This window comes from Mycobacterium sp. NGS49, assembly GCF_059812565.1.
Map to the genome: position 1 here is coordinate 158256 of NZ_JCALCX010000009.1, position 22907 is coordinate 181162.

The window sequence follows — 22907 nt, forward strand, 5'->3', positions numbered from 1 at the left end:
ACGTGTCCGTCGACGTTGCCACCGAGGAGGCCGGCGCGCTGAAACCGACCGGCGTGTGGGTGCCGGTGCTCAGCGCCTGGTGGGTGCTGATCGGCGGGGTGATCGGCCTGCTCTCCTCGATCACGCTGACCGTGGAAAAGATCGAGTTGCTGCGCAACGCCTCATACGTGCCGACGTGCAACATCAACCCGATCGTGGCGTGCGGCTCTGTGATAGTGACCAAACAGGCATCGGTGTTCGGCTTCCCCAATCCCCTGCTGGGCATCGCGGGATTCACCGTGGTGGTGGTCACCGGGGTGCTCGCGGTAACGAAAGTGCCTCTGCCCCGGTGGTATTGGATCGGCTTGGCGGTCGGCCTGGCAGCCGGTGCGGTGCTCGTGCACTGGCTGATCTTCCAGAGCCTGTACCGCATCGGGGCGCTGTGCCCGTACTGCATGGTGGTCTGGGCCGTCACCATCACGATGCTGGTGGTGGTGGCGCACATCCTGGTGCGTCCGGCGCTGCCGGACCGCGCGGCGTTGCGGTTCCTGTTCGGGTGGCGCTGGTCGCTCGTCACGTTCTGGTTCACCGCCGTCTTCCTCTTGATTCTGGTGCGCTTCTGGAGCTATTGGTCGACCCTCATCTGAGTTAGAGTCGGGCGTGATTACCAAGGTGCTGGTGGCCAATCGCGGCGAGATCGCCATTCGCGCTTTCCGCGCCGCCTACGAACTGGGTGTGGGCACAGTCGCCGTCTATTCCTACGAGGATCGCAACTCGCTGCACCGGACGAAGGCCGACGAGTCCTATCAGATCGGTGCAGTCGGCCACCCCGTGCGCGCCTATCTCTCCGTCGACGAGATCGTCGAGACCGCCCGCCGCTGCGGCGCCGATGCCGTCTACCCGGGTTACGGATTCCTTTCGGAGAACCCCGATCTCGCCGCGGCGTGCGCGGCCGCGGGCATCACCTTCGTCGGCCCGGGCGCCGAAGTCCTCGAGCTGACCGGCAACAAATCCCGGGCGATCGCCGCGGCGCGGGAAGCCGGGCTGCCGGTGCTGGAGTCCTCGACACCGTCGTCGTCGGTCGACGAACTGGTCGCTTTCCTCGATCAGAAAGCGCAGGCGATGCGATTCCCGTTGTTCGTCAAGGCGATTGCCGGCGGCGGCGGACGGGGGATGCGCCGCGTCGCCGACAGCGCCGCGTTGCCCGAGGCGATCGAGGCCGCGAGTCGGGAAGCCGAGTCGGCTTTCGGGGATCCGGCGGTGTACCTGGAGCAAGCCGTGCTCCGCCCGCGCCACATCGAGGTGCAGATCCTGGCCGATACGCAGGGCAACGTGATCCATCTCTACGAGCGCGACTGCAGCGTGCAACGGCGCCACCAGAAGGTCATCGAACTGGCGCCGGCGCCGAATCTGCCTGCGGAACTGCGGGAAAGGATGTGCGCGGACGCCGTCGCCTTCGCCCGCCATATCGGGTACAGCTGCGCCGGCACCGTGGAGTTCCTGCTCGACGAGAACGGCGACTACGTCTTCATCGAGATGAATCCCCGGATTCAGGTGGAACACACCGTCACCGAGGAGATCACCGATGTCGACCTGGTCTCCAGCCAACTGCGCATCGCTGCCGGCGAGACGCTCGGCGATCTGGGCCTGTCGCAGGACGCGGTCCGGCCACATGGCGCAGCGCTGCAGTGCCGCATCACCACTGAGGATCCGGCCAACGGCTTCCGCCCCGACACGGGACGGATCAGCGCATTGCGCACACCGGGGGGCGCCGGCATCCGGCTGGACGGCAGCACTAACCTGGGCGCCGAGATCAGCGCACATTTCGACTCCATGCTCGTCAAGCTGACCTGCCGGGGCCGGGATTTCCAGACCGCGGTCAACCGGGCGCGCCGGGCCATGGCGGAGTTCCGGATTCGCGGGGTGTCGACGAATATCTCTTTCCTGCAAGCGGTTCTGGACGATCCGGATTTCCAGGCCGGTCGCGTCACCACCTCGTTCATCGACGACCGCCCGCAGTTGCTGACCGCGCGCAGCTCGGCGGACCGCGGCACCAAGATCCTGAACTACCTGGCTGACGTCACCGTGAATCAGCCACACGGCGCCCGGCCGTCGACGGTGTATCCACAGGACAAGCTGCCCGATATCGACCTCAACGCCGCTGTGCCGCCCGGGTCGAAACAACGGCTGATCGAGTTGGGCCCGGAAGGATTCGCGCGCTGGATGCGGGAGTCGCCGGCGGTGTTGGTGACGGACACCACTTTTCGCGATGCTCACCAGTCGCTGCTGGCCACCCGGCTGCGCACCAGCGGGTTGTTGATGGTGGCACCATATCTGGCGCGGACGATGCCGCAGTTGCTGTCCGTCGAGTGCTGGGGCGGCGCGACCTACGACGTGGCCCTGCGATTCCTCAAGGAAGATCCCTGGGAGCGGTTGGCCGCACTGCGTGAGGCGATGCCCAACATCTGCCTGCAGATGCTGTTGCGGGGCCGAAACACCGTCGGCTACACGCCCTATCCGGAGGTGGTGACGTCGGCGTTCATCGAGGAGGCGACGGCCACCGGTATCGACATCTTCCGGATCTTCGACGCCCTCAACAACCTGGACTCGATGCGCCCGGCCATCGACGCGGTACGCGAAACCGGTTCGGCCATAGCCGAAGTCGCGATGTGTTACACGGGTGATCTGGCCGACCCGGGGGAGCGGCTGTACACGCTGGACTACTACCTGGGGTTGGCCGAGCGGATCGTCGACGCCGGTGCGCACGTGCTGGCCATCAAGGACATGGCCGGGCTGTTGCGGGTGCCGGCCGCCCTGAGGCTGATCAGTGCCTTGCGCAGTCGCTTCGACATCCCGGTGCACGTGCACACCCACGACACGCCGGGCGGCCAACTGGCCAGCTACCTGGCCGCCTGGCAGGCGGGTGCCGACGCGGTCGACGGTGCTGCCGCGCCGATGGCGGGCACCACCAGTCAGCCCGCGTTGAGCTCCATCGTGGCCGCTGCCGCCCACACCGCTCACGACAGCGGCCTGTCGCTGGACGCAGTATGCGCGCTGGAGCCGTACTGGGAGGCGCTGCGAAAGGTGTACGCGCCGTTCGAATCCGGGCTTCCGGGTCCAACCGGGCGGGTCTACCGCCACGAGATCCCCGGCGGCCAGCTGTCCAACCTGCGGCAGCAGGCGGTCGCGTTGGGGCTCGGGGACCGATTCGAGGAGATCGAAGAGGCCTACGCCGGGGCCGACCGGGTGTTGGGCCGGTTGATCAAGGTGACCCCGTCGTCGAAGGTGGTCGGCGACCTGGCGCTCGCGCTGGTCGGTTCGGGTCTGACCGCCGACGAATTCGCAGCGGAGCCAAGCCGATTCGACATCCCGGATTCGGTGCTGGGTTTCCTGCGCGGTGAGCTCGGCGATCCGCCGGGCGGGTGGCCCGAACCGCTGCGCAGCGCGGCGCTGCAGGGCCGCGCGCCGACCAAGCCGGCCCCGCAGCTGACGGCCGACGACGAGAACGCGTTGTCAGCACCCGGGCCCAAACGGCAGGCCGCTCTCAACCGGCTGCTGTTCCCCGGGCCCACAAGGGAATTCGAGGAGCACCGGGAAATTTACGGCGACACATCGCAGTTGTCGGCCAACCAGTTCTTCTACGGACTGCGCCAGGGCGAAGAGCATCGGGTGAAGCTGGAGCGCGGCGTTGAGCTGCTGATCGGGCTGGAGGCGATCTCCGAGCCCGACGAACGCGGGATGCGCACCGTCATGTGCATCATCAACGGCCAACTGCGGCCGGTGCTGGTGCGCGACCGCAGCATCGCCAGCGCGGTACCGGCCGCCGAGAAAGCCGAACGCGGGAACCCCAAGCACGTCGCGGCGCCATTCGCCGGTGTCGTCACCGTCAGCGTCTCCGACGGCGAACAGGTCAGTGCCGGCCAGACCATCGCCACCATCGAGGCGATGAAAATGGAAGCTCCGATCACCGCGCCGCACGAGGGCACCGTGCAGCGAGTGGCCGTGTCGAGCACCGCCCAGGTGGAAGGCGGGGACCTGCTGGTGGTACTGAACTGACCCGCATCATCGGCGGGACCGCCAGGGGCCGGCGGCTCACTGTTCCGCCGCGGGGGACCAGGCCCACCACCGATCGGGTGCGCGAATCGCTGTTCAACATCTTGGCGGCGCGACTCGACCTGACCGGTTTGGCGGTGCTCGATCTCTATGCGGGTTCGGGCGCTCTGGGCCTGGAGGCGCTGTCGCGCGGCGCGGCGTCAGCTCTGTTCGTCGAGTCCGACCCGCGCACCGCGGCCGTGTTGGCGCGCAACGTTTCCGCCGTGGGATTGCCCGGTGCTGTGGTGCGCCGCGGCGCGGTCGCCGCGGTCTTGGCGGGCGGCGCGTCCTCGCCGGCGGATCTGGTGCTGGCCGACCCGCCCTACGACGCGGCGACCGCTGATCTGAACGCGGTCCTGGAGTCGCTGGTTGGGCACGGCTGGGTGCGGGACGGGACCGTGGTCGCCGTGGAGCGTGGTGTCACCAGCGCGCCGTTGACCTGGCCGCTCGGCTGGTCGGTGTGGCCGGAGCGGGTTTACGGCGACACTCGTCTGGAGCTGGCCGAACGAGGTTAAGCCCGCTGATAGCGTGGTTGACCATGAGCGGCGCCGTATGCCCCGGGTCCTTCGACCCCGTCACGTTGGGCCACATCGACGTCTTCGAACGCGCCGCGGCTCAGTTCGACGAGGTTGTGGTTGCGATCCTGATCAATCCGGCCAAGAAGGGAATGTTTGAACTCGACGAGCGGATCGCGATGATCGAGGAGTCGACGACGCACCTGCCCAACCTGCGGGTGGCATCCGGCCAGGGATTGGTGGTCGACTTCGTCCGGTCCCAAGGGATGAACGCGATCGTGAAGGGCCTGCGCACCGGCACCGATTTCGAGTACGAGCTGCAGATGGCTCAGATGAACAAGCATGTGGCCGGGGTTGATACGTTCTTCGTCGCGACCGCTCCGCGGTATTCGTTCGTCTCGTCGTCGCTGGCGAAAGAAGTTGCGATGTTGGGTGGCGACGTGACCGAGCTGCTGCCCGGACCCGTGAACCGGCGACTTCGCGACCGGATCGCGCGCCGTTAACCGCTGGCCTGCCAGTAGTTCTCGGAGCGAATCGTGGTTTCGCCAGACCAGCGGTAGGCGGTCAACTTTCCGCCCTTTGCCGCGCTGAAGTCCACACATGCGCTGTATGCCGTCCAGTCCCGCGCGCGTTGCGGAGAACCTTTGCGCCAGTAGTGGCCGTAAAACACCGGCACTTTCTCGGTGTAGACGTAGGAAAGGTCTTGGGTAGAGATCTCGATGTCCGGCAGCGCGGGATAAGGCGTGCCGTCTGCGGCCGTGGAATTCTCTGCGATTTCGGCGATTTGGCGCAACGTGGTGGCGCGGTCGTCCCACCAGCGGATCCTTGCCGCACCGCGCAGGTGATCGTCCTTGTCCCGGAAGGGTGGAAGCTCGCGGGCCGTGAGGCTGATTTCGGGGCCCTTGAGCAACACCTCGACCGCCTCGTAGAGTTCGTGTCCCTCGGTGGAGGCGTCGACGATCTGGCCGACATTGCCGAACCGGTTCGAACCCAAAAGCCGTTCAACTCTTTTCACCGAATCCTGGTGCCAGCAGGCATGTACCACGCGGAGGTGACCGAGATCCAGCCACAGCGGAAGTGTCTTGAACCACTGCACATAGTGAGCCCGCTGGTCGTCGGTGAGCTGATCGAGGAACTGCTGGTGTTGCCTGGTGTTCTTCTCGCTGTGCTCCCGCAGGTGGCGTCCGTCCGGATGCTCGGTGGCATAGCCGATGGCGTTGAATTCGTGATTTCCCATCACAATTCGGGCGCTGCCGCCATCGACCATGCCCTGCACGACTTCCAGGACCTTCAGTTGCTCGCTGCCGCGGTCGACCAGATCGCCGACGAAGATCGCTTGCCGCTCTGGATGCTGGAGGGTGCCGTTGCAGTGCCGGTAGCCGAGCTCGGCCAGCAGCGTCTCCAGAGCGGAAGCGCAACCGTGGATGTCGCCGATGATGTCGTAACCCTGCACGACCCGATCTTCGCACCCCGCCCGGCTAGCTGGGATCGAAGCAGGTGTAGAAGGTCTGCGTGGCGTAGTCGTAGCAGGTGTAGGTGCCGTACTCGGGCTGGTGGCTCGGGGCGGCGTTGGCCGTGCCGGTCGCGGTTCCAAAGGCGGCCAGGCCGATGGCCGAGGCCAGCAGCGACATGGCGGCGAGAGCGCGGATGCGTGTGGTGGACATGGTGACCTCACTTCGTGTGGTGTTCTCCGAGGCGGCGGGATTGCCGTTGCCGCAAGACTGCCGGCGGCTTCTTGACGAAACCTTCTGGGATTCTTGGGGCGTCACGAGCGGTCTGGCGCATCGGCGAGCCATTGAGTTAGGGTCCTGCGCACACGATGACGTTCGACGGGATCGAGGCCTGCCATGTCGGGAACCGTGCTGATCACCGGTGCTTTCGGTTTAGTGGGCACCGAGACTGTCAAACGATTCGCGGCCGACGGCTGGCGGGTGATCGCCACCGCCCATCGCAAGTCCCACACCGGACTACCGACGCACGTGCAAACCCGGTGGACGGACCTGACCGATCCGGCTCGGGTGCGGGCGTTGGTCGCGGAGGTGTCACCGGATGTGATCGTCCACCTGGCGGCGGTGATCCCGCCGTTGGTGTACCGCGACGCCGCTTTCGCGCGGAAGCTGAATGTCGGAGCCACTGCCGCTTTGGTGGATGCCGCCGCGAATCAACCGACCCCCCCACGCTTTCTGCATGCGTCCAGCACCGCGGTGTACGGCTCCCGCAACCCGTATCGGCATCCCGAGCTGGTCAATCTGGACACTCCAGCTCGGCCGTGCGAACTGTACGGGGGACACAAACTCGAAGCCGAGCAACTCGTGCGCTCGTCGCATCTGGACTGGGTGGTGTTGCGGCTGGGCGGCGTGCTGAGCGTCGACCCGCGGGCCATGCCGATCACACGCGACATCATGTACTTCAGCAGTGCGCTGCCATCGGACGGTCGGGTCCATACCATCGATACCCGTGATGTGGCAGTGGCTTTCGCGGCAGCGGTGCACCAAGATGTCAGCGGCATGGTCCTGCTGATCGGCGGCGACGAGTCGCACCTGCTACGACAGGGCGACATAGCGTCGGCCATGGCGGGGGCCCAGGGAATGGTCGGCCTGTTTCCGTCGGGACGGCCGGGCGACCCCAACAGCGAAGACGGCTGGTACCCCAACGGGGAGTGGATGGAGGTGGACGCGGCCCAGCGGCTGCTGCAGTTTCAACACCATTCGTGGCCCGACATGCTGGGCGAGATGCGCGCGCAGGCCGGCTGGAAGCGTTATCCGAGAAGGTTCGTCGTCCCGCTGGCACGCCAGTTCGTCAAACGGGAAGCGGCGTACCGGAAATCACCCGGGCAGTATGCCGACGTGTGGTCAGCTCTGGGCGCCCGATTCGGCAGCACCGCGGTGGACATCGCCACGGCCGAGTAGCTGATCAGAAGACGATGGTCTGGTTGTCGTGCACGATGACGCGGTCCTGGCAGTGCCAGAGCACTGCGCGGGACAGTACGGCGCGCTCGACGTCGGCACCGACACGCACCAGATCGTCGACGGTGTCGGTGTGGCTGACGCGTACCACGTCCTGTTCGATGATCGGTCCCTCGTCGAGGATTTCGGTGACGTAGTGCGCGGTGGCACCGACCAGCTTGACGCCCCGCTCGCGAGCCCGCTTGTACGGCGCCGCACCGATGAAGGCCGGCAGGAACGAATGGTGGATGTTGATCAGCGGACAGCCGACGGCTGCCAGGAACTCCGGTGTGAGAATCTGCATGTAGCGGGCCAGCACCACCAGGTCGACATTGCCGCTGAGCAATTGGAGTTGGCGTTGCTCGGCCTCGGCGCGCGTGTCCCGGGTGGCGGGAATGTGGATGAACGGCACGCCGAAGGGACGCACCCGCTCAGCCAGGTCGGGGTGGTTGGCGATCACCATGGCGACTGACATCTGCAGTTCACCACGCCGGTTGCGCCACAACAGATCTAGCAGGCAGTGATCGTCCTTGGATGCCATGATCGCCACCCGTTTGGGCCGCGCGGCCTCGGTGAACCGGTAGTCGATTCCGAACTCGCCGGCTACCGTGTCGGCGAACTCGCGTTCCAATCCGTCGATCGCGGCGGTCAACCCCGGCAGGTGAAAGATGGCGCGCTGCAGGAATGTTCCATTCTCGGGCGCCGTCGAATGCTGATCCAGCGAGATGATGTTGGCCCCGGCCTGGGTGAGGAACGTGCTCACCGCGGCGATGATTCCCCGGCGGTCGTTGCAGCGAAGCAATAACCGTCCGATGTCGGCGGGCTCGTTCGGTGTTGACACCCAGGTCCCTTTCGCCTCGATTTCCGCAGGCCAGGATACCGCCGCCCAGAGGTAGGCGTGTCGGCAGCTATGGTTCGTCTTCGTCGTCGGGTGCGAACAGTTTCTCCGGGTGGTGGAAGGTGTTGATGCGGGGTTGGCCGTGGTCGAGATGGGCTGGCGGTAGCCATTCGGTGTCGCCGTGGGCGTTTTTGCGGGTGGTCCAGCCTTTTTCGGCGAGGCGGTTATCGCATCCGCAGGCAAGGGTGAGGTCGTGGATGTCGGTGCAGTGGGTGGTGGTCCAGCCGGTGATGTGGTGGGCCTGGCAGTGGTAGGCCGGCGCGTCGCAGCCCGGCCTGGTGCAGCCACCTTCTTTGGCCAGCAACATCATTCGCTGTGCGAGGTTGGCGAAGCGCTTGGTGTGGAACAGGGCCAGCGGCTTGGCGTGGTCGAAGATCGCTAAGTAGTGGTGGGCCTCGGCGGCCCAGCGGATCAGCTGGGACATCGGCACCCGGGTGCCGCCGCCGGTGCGGGCGCGGCCGGCGCCGGCTTCGAGGTCTTGCAGGGTGGTGGTGACGATGACGCTGACAGGTAGGCCGTTGTGGGTGCCCAGGGTGCCGGAGGCCAGCAGGCTCTGCAGCCCGGTGACCATGGCGTCGTGCTGGCGTTGGGGTTGGCTGCGGGTGTCGGGCTCGGCGGCTTGATCGTCGGGCTCGGTGGCGCCGGGGGCGGCCAGCTTGGCCCACGCCGCTTCGATCAGGGCCCGTAGCTCGGGGGTGATCAGGCCGTTGATGCGTGACATGCCGTCGTATTCCTGCTTGCCCAGGACCAGGCCGCGTTTGCGGGCGCGCTCCTCTTCGGTGTAGTCGCCGTCGGGGTGCAGCAGGGCCATGAGTTCGTGGGCGTATTTGGCGACCTGGTCGGGGCGGAAGTCACACGCCTTGCCGGCCAGGTCTTTTTCGGCGGCTTCGCGGGTGCCCGGGTCCACCTCGGCGGGCAGGTGGGCCAGGAAGCCGCGGATCACCTTCACATGCGCGTCGCCGATCCGGCCCTGGCGTTGGGCGGCGGCGGTTGCGGTCAAGGTCGGCGGCAACGGTTCCCCGGTCAATGCCCGTCGCTGGCCCAGGTCGTCGGCTTCGGCGATGCGCCGGTGGGCGTCGGCTTTGGTGATCCGTAGCCGGTCGGCCAGCGCCGCCGGGAGTTTGCCGCCGAGTTCTTCTTCGGTAGCTTGGGCGGCCAGCGCGTTGATCAGCGCGTGCCGCGGCACCCGCAACCGGCGCTCGACGGTCTCCAGCCGTTCCAGCGCCCGCATCCACTCCCGAGTGGTGAACGCCTCAAAGCTCAACGCGCACAACCGCTCCGCGACAGCATCGAGGGCGTCGAAGACCTCCACGATCTCTTCACGCGTGCTCGCTGCCATACCCGAATTCTACGAAGCACCACCGACAAATTCGGATCGCCGCCAAAGCCGAACCTGTTGATAATCAACGTGTTAGCGCGCTTCGCGGCCCCGTGCCGGCCGACCCGGCCAATCACCGGCTGACGTCAGTGGCACGCCGCCCCATGCCCACCGTGCTCGTGCTCGGCATCCGGCGAACCGCCCATCATCCGCAGCATGGGCATCCCGCCCGAGGTGAAGAACCGGGCGACGAGTGCCGCGGCGATCAGCAGGAAGAGGATGTTCAACCACGTGGTGTAGTTCCAGGAAATTCCTGCCGACATCACCATCGCGTTGCGCTGACTGGGAATGAGACCGGCCGTGCCGAACAATAATTCGACCAGGTACCCGGCCGCGACCATGGCGGCGTAGAAGGTGGCGAGCAACGTGAGCATCATCCTGGTGCCGTAGTACTTGCGGTAGATGTTCAGGATCGGCAGGATCAGCAGATCGGCGAAGATGAACGCGATCACCCCGCCGAAGCTGATGCCGCCGTTCCACAACACCGCGGCGAGTGGGACGTTGCCGATCGAGCAGACGAACGACACGATCGCCACAAGGGGCCCCACGATCGGTCCCCACACCACCGACCAGGTGGGGTGATCGGTCAAGAAGAACTCCTGCCAGAAGGTTTCGGGGACCCAGGCCGCGATCGCGCCGGCGATGAACAGGCCGATGACGAGGTCGCGCAGGATTGCCAGCCACTCCATGACGAACACGTGCGAGACCGAAGTCAGGCCCGGCCCGGAGAACAGCCGCTGCCAGAACGAGCCCTCGCCCTGAACCGACATGTCCATGGCCGCATGGCCTTCCATCGAGCCGGCCACACCCTTTTCGGCCTGCTCACGGGCGGCGTCGAGCAACCGCTGACGCACGAACAGCCGGAACAGCAGGGCCAGAACGATGATCATCAACGGTCCGCCGACGAACTCAGCCGCAGTGAACTGCCAACCCATCAGCAGGGCCAGAATGATGCCCAGCTCCACCACGAGATTGGTCGAACCGATCTCGAAGGCCATCGCGGCCGTGAAGTTGGCGCCCTTGCGGAACAGCGACCTGGCCAGCGCTACCGCGGCGTACGAGCACGAGGACGACGCCGCGCCGAGCCCGGCCGCTACGGCCAGGGTTCGCGGCCGGTCGTCGCCGAGCAGCCCCACTATCGTCGAGCGCCGCACCACCGCCTGCACGACCGCGGACAGGGCGAAGCCCAAGATCAGTGCCCACAGAATCTCCCAGGTCATCGAGCCGGTGAGTGCCAACGCGTGTCCGAGGGCACCTAGCGCTTTGTCTGCCATGAACATCTCCGATCGCTCTTGAGTGGCCTCAACATATACCCCATGGGGGTATATGTCAACAGTGTGTCGTGAGGCTAAAAGCGCAGATCAACACGCGATAAAGGCGGCAGGAGGGGCAATGGAACGGCAGCTTGGGGGGTCCGGCTCCGCCGGGGCCATTAAGCTTGGCGGTTCGTGCGCCGGGAGCGGGGCTCCCGATACCAGTCGGCTTGAGACGAGGAAACGATGAAATCCACCACACGGGTGCGTGCGGCGACGGCTGCGCTGCTGGCGTTCACCGCCTCGTTGCTACTTGGGGTATCCGGGTGCGCCTCTGCTCCAAAGGAATCCGAGAATCCTCCGGCCACGGGTACGACGGCCGATTCGCCCCTGATGGCCGAGATTCGCCAGTCGGTGGACGCCACCAAGCCATTGAGCAGCGCGCACCTGTCCGTTCGGACCAACGGTCAGGTCGACAGCATGCTCGGCATCACCAACGCCGACGTCGATGTTCGGGCCAACCCGCTCACCGCCAAGGGCTCGTGCACCTACAACGGTCAGGCTGACGTCCCGTTCCGGATCAAGAACGACACCATCTCGGTGAAACTGTTCGACGACTGGACCAACCTCGGCTCGGTGTCCGACCTGTCCGCCACCCGCTTGCTCGATCCCGCCAACGGCGTGGCGAAACTGCTCTCCGGTGTCAACAACCTGCAGTCGCAGGGCACCGAGGTGATCGACGGGGTGAACACCAACAAGATCACCGGAACCCTGCCGACCGACACGGTCAAGATCATTGATCCGGGTGCCCGGCAGTCCCGGCCGGCAACCGTGTGGATCGCTCAGGACGGATCACACCGCCTGGTGCGAGCCAGCGTTGACCTGGGATCCGGCTCCGTTCAGGTCACGTTGTCCAAGTGGAACGAACCGGTGAACGTCGACTAGTTGTGCAATCGCCGTCAGCACCGCCAGACCCACCAGTACGGCAGTCCCGATCTGAGCCAACGCGACCGACGAACCGAACAGCATCAGACCGGCGCCGAACGCTCCGCCGGCGGCTACCAGCGGCGCGGTGCCGCGTCCAATCGCCAACATCGGAACGCCGCAGGCCGCGATAACGGCGAACGATGCCGCGACGGCCTGGGCGTCCACCGAACCGTGCCACAGGTATCGCCCCACCCCGGCGGTGACGCCCAGCCCCGCCAGATAGCCGCCCAGCAGGCCTAGCCCGATCGACAGGCCGGCGAGCGTGCCACGCCGCATACCGATCAGCGCCGCCACCGCGAGCACCGTCATCGCGAGCAGGATCGCATCGTGCTTGAGCGCGGACCGGGCGTCTCCGGCCAACTGCGCGCCGCCGCTCACGCTGATCTCGCTGTCGACCAGGCTGCCGTACTTGCTCACGTTGCCGACGGCGGTGTTGATCTGCTCCACGCGCGACGCCGCGGCCAGATCCAGGCGGGTCTCGTCGGAGTACACCAGCAGCCGGGCCGCGGTTCCGTCGGGCGAGAACATGGTCTGACGTACGTGCTGGTACGACGGGTCGGCCAGCGCCTTGCGGGGCAGGTAGAAGCCGCCCTCGCCGGTGTCGGCGAAGTCGATGCTGAGGTTCTTCAAGAATGCGGACAGCTGGACGACCTGCGGGATCGTACTCTCGATGGTCGTCTGCAAGGACGGCACGAACGAGCGCAGTTGATCGAGCGCCGACCGCATCTCGGCCACCGCGCTCGGCGTCCCGGCCAGGGCGCTGGTGGTGCGGGCCGATCCGGCGGCCAGGCGTGTCGCGCCGTCGGAAAGCGCCGTGACGTCGGCGATCACCCGGTCGAACGGGTCGATCGCCTTGCGCGCGGCCGAACACAGCACATCGGCGGCACAGTCCGGGACACCGCCCATCCAGCCGCGCACCGGGTCCAGATAACCGGACACCTCGGCGGCGGTGTCCTTGATGTTCCGCGTGCCGGCCACCACCGTGTTGATGGCCTGCTGGAGCTGGGATAGTCCGCCGACGCCGGCGCGCACGCTCGCTTCGAGTTCGTTGACGGAGCCCGATACCTGGTCGAGCACCGAACCCAACGTCTTGATCGCGGTCACCTGCGGCACGAACGTCGCAGCCTGCCGGTCCAATTGATCGCTGAGCCTGCCGGCTGCCGAACTCAGCGAGGCGTCCGTCCACGGCACACCGCCCGGCCAGGCCGCCGACTGCACCTTGCGGACGCCGGGTATCTCCATCAGCCGGCGGCTCGCGGCGTCGATCGCGATGAGCCCGGCCGGATCGCGCAGGTCATGGGTGGACTTGACCAGGACGACTTCGGGCAGGCGATTGACCGGTGTGAAATGCGCGTTGCCGGACCGGGCCCCAGCGTCACCGACCGCCACGTGCATTCCGAGGACGGGCAGCGCGCAGATGGCCGATACCAGTACGACGGCGACGGCGGGACTTCGAACCGCCCCGCGCAGCGACTCCGGGAGCGCCCACCGGGCGCCGGGCCGCGCCGACGCCACGGGCAACGCGGAAAGGAGCGTCACCGACGCGCCGAGTGCCACAACCACACCCAGCGCGGCCAGCCCGACGGCATGGACCGCCGGGGTGCGGGCCAGCAGCAGCGGGCCGGTGAGAGCCAGCACAGCCGCGCCCGGCAGCGCCAACGACGGCAGCTTCGCGCGGTAGCCGCGCCGGTCCCGCGCAGTGACCAGTAGCGCCGATGCGGCGATCACGCCGATCGCCAGCACCGCCGCCAACGTCCAGCAGAACAGCCCGAACAGCGGGGCCAGCGGCCACGCCGCCGCGAGGGACAGCCCGGCGGTCAACGCCACGGTCCCGACCGCCGACAATCCCAGCCGCAGCAGAAACAGGGCGGCGATCACAGCCGCCGCGGTCACGATCGCCGCCGCCTGCCACGGCTCCACGCGCAGGGGAGTGCCGCGAAGAGGCGCCGGGACGGTGATGCGGGCGTGCAGTCCCGCGCTCGGCGGGAGCTTGCTCACCACGGATCGCGCCGCCTCCAGCGATGCTGCGGCCCCGGCGGTGCCGGCCTGTCCCCGTAACCAGATCACCGCGGTGCCGGATCGCCCGTCGGGGCTGGTTCCCAACGGTGCCATCAGCGGGTCCGACCACCAGTCCAGGACGGACCCCACGTGCGCGGTGTCCGCGCGCAGGGCGCGGACGGCATCGTCGTAGTACTGCCGGTCGGCGTCGCCCAACGGGTCACGGCCGTCCAACACCAGGTAGGCGATCGCATCGGTGCCGGTACCGGGGAAGGCTTGGGCGATGCGGTTGCCGGCGGCGCCGCTCGAGGCGCCCCGGGCCGGCACGTCCCCGCGCGGCTGTGTGGGGGCGAGGCTGAGGATCACGTTCACGGCCACCGCCGCTGCGACCCAGGCCAGCACGACAAGGAGCGTGGTGAGCCGTGCCGGCTTTCGACCACCGTCGGCTGACGTCGACACGGTGATGTTAAGCGTCCAAGCGGGCGAACTTGTCCTGCCGATACTGCTCGACACAGGCCGCCCGTCTGACCTTGCCGCTGGTGGTGATCGGAATCGAGCCCGGCGGCACCAGCACCAGATCCGCCGCGCTCAGACCGTGCGAATGCGACAGAGCCGAGTTGACTTCACGCTTGACCTCGCCGAGGCGGTCCGTCAACTCCTGATCCGACTCGCCGCGCTGTCGCAGTTCGATGATGGCGACCAGTTTCTCGGTGCTGCGATCACCGGGAACGGCGATGGCCGCGCACCGGCCGCGGGTGATCTCCTGGATCGTCGCCTCGATGTCGTCCGGCGAGTGGTTGCGTCCGTACACGATCAACAGGTCCTTGATCCGGGCGATGATGAACATCTTGCCCTCCGAAAAGAACCCCGAGTCTCCCGTTCTCAGCCAGGGACTGTCGGGCGTGCCGTCGGCGGGATTGAAGATTTGTGCGCCGAAGGTACTCTCGCTCTCTTCTGGCCTCCGCCAGTAGCCGGTGGCGACGTTGTCGCCGTGCACCCAGATTTCGCCGACCGTCCCCTCCGGGCATTCGGTGCGGGTCTCGGGATCGACGATCCGCACCTCCGGCGCCTCCGGGATGAGGTAGCTGACCAGCGGTGTGCCGCTGCCGGCGGGACACCGGACCGCCTGTCCGCCGGCCAGTTTCTCCGAGTCGAAGTTCACCAATTCCGGCGGTTCGCTCGGGCTGCCCGTCGCGACGAACACCGTCGCTTCCGCAAGCCCGTAGGACGGTCGCACCACCTGGTGCCGAAGATTGAAGCGCGCGAAGCGATCTGTGAACCGTCTGAGTGCCGCGGGTTGCACCCGTTCGCTGCCGCTGAGGATGGTGTGCACGCCGCCGAGGTCGTGTCCCGCCATGTCCTCGTCGGAGACCTTGCGGGCCGCCAGTTCGTAGGCGAAGTTCGGTGCGGCCGAGAACGACCGAGAGTTGTTGGCCAGCATGTGCATCCACCGCGCCGGCCGTTGCAGGAAGGCCACCGGGCTGGTGATCACCGCGGAGAATCCCGCCAGGATGGGCGTGCAGATTCCGCCGACCAGGCCCATGTCGTGATAGAAGGGCAGCCAGGACACGATGGTGACGTCCGGTGGCGGTACGCCGCCGTCGTCCGCAGCGAAGTAGCCGGCCATCAGCTGTTCGAAATTGATCCGCAGGTTGTCATGGGTGATGACGACGCCGGCCGGCTCGCGGGTCGAGCCGGACGTGTACTGCAGATAGGCGGTGGCCGGATGGTCCGCATCCCCGGCGCCAGATCGGTTGCGAGCGTCCAGGTTCAGCCGATCGATCTCGACGATCGCCGGGGCGGGGGAGGCGCCGTCCTGCGCGGAGACACGCCTAGCGACGTCGTCGATGACCGGGGAAGTGGTGAGGACGGCGATGGGCGAGGCGTCGCGCAGCACCGAATCGACACGTTCATCGCTGGCACCGCCCTGTGGCACCGACAGGGGAACGGCGATACGCCCGGCCTGCATCGCGCCGAGAAACGCGACGATGTAGTCCAGCCCCTGGGGAGCCAAGATCACCGCGCGATCCCCCGGCGAACCGAAACGAGTCAGCTCCTGCGCAACGTTGAGGGTGCGGCGATACAGCTGTGACCAGGTCAGTGTGGTGGTTACGCCGTCCCGGTCCCGCTCGAAATCGATATATGTGAACGCCGGGTCATTCGGCTGGATCTGGGCCCATGTGCGCAGCACAGCGGGGAGGGAACGCACACTCATAGGCATGACGGTACCGGCGCGCCGCATGTGCAGGCGCCGAATCCGGCCGATGGCCAGGGGCGCGGAGGTGCACCGGCCGGGCTGAACGCCATCGGTGCCGGTCAGTACCCGAGATCGGTCCCACCTGGGAATTAGCTGAGTTTGGGCGCCGATGGCCCCGGTGGCGTCTAAGCTCGTCATTCGAGACGGTGTCGAGCTCCCGTCAGCCCCGATTTGGAGGGTGCCAGAACGGCACGGCACTATTCCGTTGCCCGTACCCGACCCGGTGCTGAGTCGGGACGCGCCGGTTGAGTTGAGACGAGGTTGGTAAGGCGATGGAAACACGTGTCACTCCTATTGCGGTCATCGGAATGGGGTGTCGGCTTCCCGGGGGTATCGACTCGCCCGAGAAGCTCTGGGAGTCGTTGCTGCGCGGCGACGACCTGGTCACCGAGATTCCCGCCGACCGCTGGGACGTCGACGCCTACTACGACCCCGAGCCCGGGGTTCCCGGTCGAACGGTCTCGCGGTGGGGCGGTTTTGTCGACGATGTCGCCGGCTTTGACGCCGAATTCTTCGGGATCAGCGAGCGCGAAGCGACCTCGATCGATCCGCAACACCGGCTGCTGCTCGAGACCGCGTGGGAAACGATCGAGCACGCCGGTCTGGACCCGGCCTCGCTGGCCGGATCCGCCACTGCGGTGTACACCGGGCTGACGCACGAGGACTACCTGCTGCTGACCAAGGGGTCCGGCGGCCTGGCCAGCCCCTATGCGGTGACCGGCCTGAACAACAGCGTGGCCTCGGGACGGATCTCCTACGCGCTGGGCCTGCACGGTCCCGCGATGACCTTTGACACCGCGTGTTCATCGGGTCTGATGGCCGTGCATCTGGCGTGCCGGAGCCTGCATGAGGGTGAAAGCGACCTCGCGCTGGCCGGCGGCTGCGCATTGCTGTTGGAGCCCGACGGCAGTGTGGCGACGTCGGCGGTGGGCATGCTCTCGGCCACCGGACGCTGTCATTCCTTCGACGCGGCTGCCGACGGGTTTGTGCGCTCCGAAGGTTGCGCGATGGTGCTGCTCAAGCGCCTGCCCGACGCGTTGCGCGACGGCGACCGCATCCTTGCCGTGGTGCGCGGCACGGCGACCAACCAGGACGGCCGCTCGGAGACGCTCACGATGCCGTCGGAGGACGCGCAGGTCGCCGTGTATCGCAAGGCTCTGGCTGCGGCCGGTGTCGCCGCCGAATCGATCGGTGCCGTGGAGGCGCACGGCACCGGTACGCCGGTCGGCGACCCCATCGAGTACCGGGGCCTGACACGGGTTTACGGCACCGACGGCAGCCGGTGCGCGGTGGGGTCGGCCAAGAGCAACATGGGCCACAGCGAGTCGGCGGCCGGTGCCGTAGGACTGATCAAAGCGATCCTGTCGCTGCAGCACGGCGTGCTGCCGCCGCTGCTGCACTTCACCCGGCTACCCGACGAGCTTGCCGACATCGAAACGGGACTCTTTGTGCCGCAGTCGGTTACGCCGTGGCCCGGCGACGGCGGTGACACCCCCAGGCGGATTGGGGTGTCCTCGTTCGGGATGTCGGGCACCAATGTGCACGCGATCGTCGAACAAGCCCCGGCGCCGCAGGCCAGTTCGGCCGCAGCCGCCGAAGGGCCACTGGTTTTCGCGGTGTCGTCTTCGTCGGCCGACGGCTTGCGGGCCAGTGCGCGGCGACTCGCCGAGTGGGTCGAGGCGCAATCGGACTCGGTGTCGCCCGCCGATCTCGGCTACACGCTGGCGCGCCGGCGTGCGCACCGACCGGTGCGCACCCTGGTGGTGGCCGACGGACCGGCGGAGCTTGCGCAGCGGCTGCGCGAGGTGGTCGACGGTGAAGCTCTGTATCAGCCGGCGGTGGCCCACGACGACCGGGGACCGGTGTGGGTGTTCTCCGGGCAGGGTTCGCAGTGGGCCGGGATGGGCGCGGATCTGCTTGCGAGCGAACCGGTTTTCGCCGCCACCATCGCCGAACTGGAGCCGCTGATCCTGGCCGAATCGGGATTCTCGGTCACCGAGGCGATGACCGCGCCGCTGACGGTTGTCGGCATCGACAAGGTGCAGCCGACCATCTTCGCCATCCAGGTGGCCCTGGCCGCCACCATGGACCGGGCCTACGGCGCGCGGCCCGGCGCGGTCGTCGGGCACTCGATGGGTGAGACGGCCGCGGCCGTCGTCGCCGGCGCGCTGTCGCTCAGCGACGGTGCCCGGGTGATCTGCCGCCGCTCGAAGTTGATGGCCGGGATCGCCGGCTCGGGCGCCATGGCATCGGTGGAACTGCCTGCCAAACAAGTCATTTCGGAGCTGATGGCGCGCGGCATCGACGGCGTCGCGGTTGCGGTGATGGCTTCGCCACAGTCCACGGTGATCGGGGGTGCCACCGAGCAGGTGCGCGATCTGGTCGCCCGCTGGGAACAACGGGACGTGATGGCGCGCGAGGTCGCGGTCGACGTCGCATCCCACTCGCCGCAGGTCGATCCCATCCTCGACGAACTGGCCACGGCGCTGGCGGACCTCGAGCCGGTGGAGCCCAAGGTGCCCTACTACTCGGCGACCTTGTTCGACCCGCGCGAACGGCCGCTATGCGACGCCGACTACTGGGTGGACAATCTGCGCAACACCGTGCAGTTCGCCGCGGCGATTCAGGCCGCGCTGGACGACGGCTTCCGCGTTTTCGCCGAGCTGTCGCCACACCCGCTGCTGACCCACGCCGTCGACCAGAACGCCCGCAGCCTCGACATGACCGTCGCCGCGCTGGCCGCGGTCCGGCGGGACCAGCCGCTGCCGCACGGGCTGCGCGGGTTCCTCACCGATCTGCACAGTGCGGGCGCCGCAATCGACTTCTCGGTGCTCTATCCCGCCGGACAGTTGGTGGATGCCCCGCTGCCGGCGTGGACTCATCAGCACTTGTTCATCGACGCCGCCGGTGAGGACAGCAAGGTGCACGGGGCGAGCACCATCACCGTGCACCCGCTGCTCGGGTCGCACGTGCGACTGGCCGAGGAGCCCGAACGCCACGTCTGGCAGACCGACGTCGGCACCGCGTCAATGTCCTGGCTCGACGACCATCAGGTGCACAACGTGGCGGCTCTGCCGGGCGCCGCGTACTGCGAGATGGCCCTGGCCGCCGCGGCGGAAGTCTTCGGCGCGGCACCCGCAACGGAAGCCCGCGACATCGTGTTCGAGCAGATGTTGCTGCTCGACGACCAGACGCCGATCGATGCCGTCGCGTCGGTGCAGGCGCCCGGTGTCGTCGACTTTGTGGTGGAGTCCGCACAGGACGGTGAAACCACCCGGCACGCCACCGCGACGCTGTGCGCCGCCCGAGACGAGTCGGTACCGCCCGCCTACGACGTCGCCGCCCTGCTAGACGCGCATCCGCGCAGTGTCAAGGGATCCGAACTGCGGGAGTCGTTCGTCGAACGCGGTGTCCGGCACGGCCCCGCCTTCAGCGGGCTGTCCGCCGCGCACACCGCGGAGTCCGGCGGCAACACCGTGCTGGCCGAGGTCGCGCTGCCCGCGTCGATCCGTTTCCAGCACGCGGCCTACCTCGTGCACCCGGCGTTGCTGGATGCGTGTTTCCAATCGGTGGCGGCCGGCGTCGACGCCGCGGCCGGCGGAGGCCTGCTGCTGCCGCTGGGGGTGCACACATTGCGTGCCTACGGGCCCCTGCGCAACGCGCGCTACTGCTACACCCGGGTGACGCGGGCGGACGCGACGGGCGGTGAGGCCGACCTCGACGTGCTGGACGAGCACGGCGCGGTGCTGCTGGCGGTGCGCGGGCTGCGCATGGGAACCGGCACCACCGAAAGCGGCGAACGGGATCGGGTGCTGGCCGAGCGGCTGCTGACCTGCGAGTGGCAGCAACGCACGCTGCCCGAGGCGGACGCCGGTGAGGCAGGGTCGTGGCTGCTGGTTGACGCCTCCCTGGCCGGCGAGATGTTGGTCGGCTCGTTGAACGATGCGCTGAAAACCCAAGGGGCAGAATGCTTCAACTTGCAGCTGTGCCCGGGAGCCGAGGTGGAGCCGTTCCGGGCGCAACTGCGCGCCCGTTCTTTCGCCGGTGTGGTGCTGCTGTGTGGCCCGGCCGGAAACGCACCCGATGACGGGGGTCTGGCACAGGGCCGGGAACAGGTGCGTCATCTGGTGCGCCTGGCCCGGGAACTGCCCGAGCTGGAAGGAGAGCTGCCCCGGCTGTTCGTCGTGACCCGGCAGGCCCAGTGGGTGCGTTCGGGTGACGACCTGAATCTGGAGCAGGCCGGGCTGCGCGGTCTGCTGCGGGTGATCGGCAGTGAACACCAACTGTTGCGCACCACGCACATTGATGTCGACGAACACACCCAGGGCGAGCAGCTGGCCGAGCAGCTGCTGAGCGGTTCCGCCGAGGACGAGACCGCCTGGCGCGGTGGCGACTGGTACACCGCGCGGCTGTGCCCGGCGCCGTTGGTGCACAACGACCGCAGGACCGCCGTGATCGACCACGAGACACAGGGCATGCGGCTGCAGGTCCGTACGCCGGGCGACCTGCAGTCGCTCGAACTTGCTGCGTGCGACCGTGTTCCGCCCGGACCGGGACAGATCGAGGTCGCGGTCGCGATGTCCACCATCAACTTCGCCGACGTGCTCATCGCATTCGGTAAGTTCCCCGTCGTCGACGACCGCGAACCGCAGCCCGGCATGGACTTCGTGGGCGTGGTGACCGCGGTCGGGGAGGGCGTCACCGACCACCGGGTCGGTGACCGGGTGGCGGGCTTCTCCGAGGGCGGCTGCTGGCGCACCTACCTGACGTGCAACGCGAACCTGGCGATCGGGCTGCCCGCGGGACTGAGCGACGAGCAGGCGATCGCGTCGGCCACGGCGAACGCCACCGCTTGGTACGGGCTGAACGATCTGGCCGGCATCAAGGCCGGCGACAAGGTGCTGATCCATTCCGCGACCGGTGGCGTGGGGCAGGCGGCGCTGGCGATCGCGCGGCACGCCGGGGCCGAGATCTTCGCCACCGCCGGCAATGAAGCCAAGCGACAGATGTTGCGCGACATGGGTATCGAGCATGTTTACGATTCGCGCAGCGTCGATTTCGCCGAGCAGATCCGGCGCGACACCGACGGCTACGGTGTGGACATCGTGCTGAACTCCCTGACCGGTGCGGCGCAGCGGGCCGGACTGGAGCTGCTCGCCTTCGGCGGACGGTTCGTCGAGATCGGCAAGGCCGACGTGTACGGCAACACCCGGCTCGGGCTGTACCCGTTCCGGCGCGGGTTGACGTTCTACTACCTGGACCTGGCGCTGATGTCGGTGCTGCAGCCGCAGCGGGTCCGGGAACTGCTCGAGACGGTGTTCGCGCTGACGGCGGACGGCGTGCTCGCCGCGCCGCAGACCACGCACTACCCGCTGGCCGAAGCGGCGAATGCGGTGCGGGCGATGAGCAACGCCGAACACACCGGCAAGCTGCTGCTGGACATGCCGCGCACCGGACGGGCCAGCGTGGTGGTGCCGCCGGAGCAGGCTCCGGTGTTCCGCCGCGACGGCGCTTACATCATCACCGGCGGGGTGGGCGGACTGGGCCTGTTCTTCGCCTCGAAGATGGCTGCCAAGGGTTGCGGCCGGCTGGTGCTGACCGCGCGTTCACAGCCCAATCCCAAAGCGCGCCAGATGATCGAGCGGATGCGCAAGGGCGGCACCGATGTGGTGGTGGAGTTGGGGAACATCTCCGAGGCCGACACCGCCGTACGGTTGGTGCAGGCGGCCACCGCCACCGGCCTGCCATTGCGTGGGGTGGTGCACTCGGCGGCGGTGGTGGAGGACGCGACGCTGACCAACATCACCGACGAGATCATCGACCGCGACTGGGCACCAAAGGTTTTCGGGACGTGGAACTTGCACCGGGCGACGGTTGGGCAGCCGCTGGACTGGTTCTGCCTGTTCTCCTCGGGTGCCTCGCTGCTGGGCTCGCCCGGGCAGGGCGCGTATGCCGCGGCCAACAGCTGGCTGGACGCGTTCTCGTATTGGCGCCACGCCCAGGGACTTCCGGTCACCACTATTGCCTGGGGTGCGTGGGCCGAGGTCGGCCGGGCCACCTTCCTTGCCGAAGGTGGCAAGCAGTTGATGATCACGCCAGAGGAAGGCATGTACGCGTTCGAGACGCTGCTGCGTTATGACCGCGCCTACACCGGTTACATCCCGATCATCGGTGCACCCTGGCTGGACGACGTGGTGCGGCGCAGCCCGTTCGGCGAGATGTTCAAGTCGACCGGTCAGAGCAACAGGGGGCCGAGCAAGTTCCGCAGCGAGCTGCTGACTGTGCCGCACGAGGAGTGGCCCGGTCGGCTGCGCCGGCTGATCACCGAACAGGTCGGCGTGATCCTGCGACGGGCCGTGGATGCCGACCGCCCCTTCGTCGAGTACGGCATGGATTCCCTCGGCATGCTCGAGATGCGCACTCACATCGAGACCGAGACCGGAATCCGGTTGAGCCCCAAGGTGATCGCCACCCACAACACGGCACGGGCGTTGGCCGAGCACCTGGCGGGGACCCTGGCGGAAGAGGGCTCCGGCTAGGTTGGTGGCGCGAGCAGACGCAAAAGCCCCCAATTTCGTGCCGAAATGGGGGCTTTTGCGTCTGCT

The 22907-nt window shown here is 67.6% G+C and carries 14 protein-coding genes; 7 read left to right on the forward strand and 7 right to left on the reverse strand.

The genetic code is table 11. The annotated features are described in order from the left end of the window. Positions 1–2 precede the first annotated feature (2 nt). The 4 genes from AC5Y7D_RS11860 to coaD are packed head-to-tail and all read left to right on the forward strand — an operon-like array spanning position 3 to position 5089. On the forward strand, positions 3–626 hold the full coding sequence (locus AC5Y7D_RS11860; protein ID WP_499924121.1) for a vitamin K epoxide reductase family protein: 624 nt from the start codon (positions 3–5) through the stop codon (positions 624–626). A gap of 13 nt (positions 627–639) precedes the next feature. Beyond that, positions 640–4035, forward strand: a complete 3396-nt coding sequence (locus AC5Y7D_RS11865) for a pyruvate carboxylase (protein WP_499924122.1) — start codon at positions 640–642, stop codon at positions 4033–4035. Continuing rightward, positions 4032–4586: a 16S rRNA (guanine(966)-N(2))-methyltransferase RsmD gene (gene rsmD / locus AC5Y7D_RS11870; RefSeq protein ID WP_499924182.1), complete on the forward strand. Its 555-nt coding sequence runs from the start codon at positions 4032–4034 to the stop codon at positions 4584–4586. The genes AC5Y7D_RS11865 and rsmD overlap by 4 nt, the downstream gene beginning before the upstream one ends. A 23-nt stretch (positions 4587–4609) precedes the next feature. Continuing rightward, positions 4610–5089 (forward strand): pantetheine-phosphate adenylyltransferase, encoded by a 480-nt coding sequence (gene coaD / locus AC5Y7D_RS11875; RefSeq protein ID WP_499924124.1) that lies wholly within the window; start codon positions 4610–4612, stop codon positions 5087–5089. On the opposite strand, the gene AC5Y7D_RS11880 is transcribed toward coaD, so the two are convergent. Beyond that, on the reverse strand, positions 5086–6039 hold the full coding sequence (locus AC5Y7D_RS11880; protein WP_499924125.1) for a metallophosphoesterase: 954 nt from the start codon (positions 6037–6039) through the stop codon (positions 5086–5088). The two genes, coaD and AC5Y7D_RS11880, sit on opposite strands and share 4 nt — an antisense overlap. A gap of 25 nt (positions 6040–6064) precedes the next feature. Further along, a complete protein-coding gene (locus AC5Y7D_RS11885) occupies positions 6065–6250 on the reverse strand; it encodes a hypothetical protein (protein ID WP_499924126.1) in 186 nt (61 codons plus the stop codon). A gap of 183 nt (positions 6251–6433) precedes the next feature. On the opposite strand from AC5Y7D_RS11885, the gene AC5Y7D_RS11890 reads away from it, so the two are divergent. Continuing rightward, entirely contained in the window at positions 6434–7495 is a 1062-nt protein-coding gene (locus AC5Y7D_RS11890) for an NAD-dependent epimerase/dehydratase family protein (RefSeq protein WP_499924127.1), read from the forward strand. A gap of 4 nt (positions 7496–7499) precedes the next feature. Here AC5Y7D_RS11890 and purU read toward each other — a convergent pair whose 3' ends face one another. The 3 genes from purU to AC5Y7D_RS11905 form a co-directional block, all read right to left on the reverse strand. Then, positions 7500–8372, reverse strand: a complete 873-nt coding sequence (purU, locus tag AC5Y7D_RS11895) for a formyltetrahydrofolate deformylase (RefSeq protein ID WP_499924128.1) — start codon at positions 8370–8372, stop codon at positions 7500–7502. Positions 8373–8439: 67 nt separating this feature from the next. Then, the gene (locus AC5Y7D_RS11900) at positions 8440–9768 is read right to left on the reverse strand and encodes an HNH endonuclease signature motif containing protein (RefSeq protein WP_499924129.1); all 1329 of its coding nucleotides are present in this window, start codon (positions 9766–9768) and stop codon (positions 8440–8442) included. Between the two features lie 125 nt (positions 9769–9893). Beyond that, positions 9894–11081, reverse strand: a complete 1188-nt coding sequence (locus tag AC5Y7D_RS11905; protein ID WP_499924131.1) for a permease — start codon at positions 11079–11081, stop codon at positions 9894–9896. Between the two features lie 225 nt (positions 11082–11306). Between AC5Y7D_RS11905 and AC5Y7D_RS11910 the strand changes: the two genes are divergently transcribed. After that, positions 11307–12005 (forward strand): LppX_LprAFG lipoprotein, encoded by a 699-nt coding sequence (locus AC5Y7D_RS11910; protein WP_499924132.1) that lies wholly within the window; start codon positions 11307–11309, stop codon positions 12003–12005. On the opposite strand, the gene AC5Y7D_RS11915 is transcribed toward AC5Y7D_RS11910, so the two are convergent. Together AC5Y7D_RS11915 and AC5Y7D_RS11920 are read right to left on the reverse strand one after the other, a co-directional pair. Then, positions 11913–14504, reverse strand: coding sequence for an MMPL family transporter (locus tag AC5Y7D_RS11915; protein WP_499924134.1), 2592 nt, complete (start codon positions 14502–14504; stop codon positions 11913–11915). The two genes, AC5Y7D_RS11910 and AC5Y7D_RS11915, sit on opposite strands and share 93 nt — an antisense overlap. A 7-nt stretch (positions 14505–14511) precedes the next feature. Beyond that, a complete protein-coding gene (locus AC5Y7D_RS11920) occupies positions 14512–16260 on the reverse strand; it encodes an AMP-binding protein (RefSeq protein WP_499924135.1) in 1749 nt (582 codons plus the stop codon). 314 nt (positions 16261–16574) lie between these two features. Here AC5Y7D_RS11920 and pks2 point away from each other — a divergent pair, with 314 nt between their 5' ends. Continuing rightward, positions 16575–22841 carry a sulfolipid-1 biosynthesis phthioceranic/hydroxyphthioceranic acid synthase gene (gene pks2, locus AC5Y7D_RS11925; protein WP_499924137.1) on the forward strand — a complete coding sequence of 2089 codons (6267 nt, stop codon included), beginning with the start codon at positions 16575–16577 and terminating at the stop codon, positions 22839–22841. Positions 22842–22907: the final 66 nt, after the last annotated feature.

Excerpts from the sequence above, each read along its gene's own strand:
- AC5Y7D_RS11890 (WP_499924127.1), top strand. The coding sequence starts at position 6,434 with ATGTCGGGAACCGTGCTGATCACCGGTGCTTTCGGTTTAGTGGGCACC.
- AC5Y7D_RS11920 (WP_499924135.1), bottom strand. The coding sequence starts at position 16,260 with ATGAGTGTGCGTTCCCTCCCCGCTGTGCTGCGCACATGGGCCCAGATC.
- coaD (WP_499924124.1), top strand. The coding sequence starts at position 4,610 with ATGAGCGGCGCCGTATGCCCCGGGTCCTTCGACCCCGTCACGTTGGGC.
- pks2 (WP_499924137.1), top strand. The coding sequence starts at position 16,575 with ATGGAAACACGTGTCACTCCTATTGCGGTCATCGGAATGGGGTGTCGG.
- AC5Y7D_RS11900 (WP_499924129.1), bottom strand. The coding sequence starts at position 9,768 with ATGGCAGCGAGCACGCGTGAAGAGATCGTGGAGGTCTTCGACGCCCTC.
- AC5Y7D_RS11885 (WP_499924126.1), bottom strand. The coding sequence starts at position 6,250 with ATGTCCACCACACGCATCCGCGCTCTCGCCGCCATGTCGCTGCTGGCC.
- AC5Y7D_RS11910 (WP_499924132.1), top strand. The coding sequence starts at position 11,307 with ATGAAATCCACCACACGGGTGCGTGCGGCGACGGCTGCGCTGCTGGCG.
- AC5Y7D_RS11905 (WP_499924131.1), bottom strand. The coding sequence starts at position 11,081 with ATGGCAGACAAAGCGCTAGGTGCCCTCGGACACGCGTTGGCACTCACC.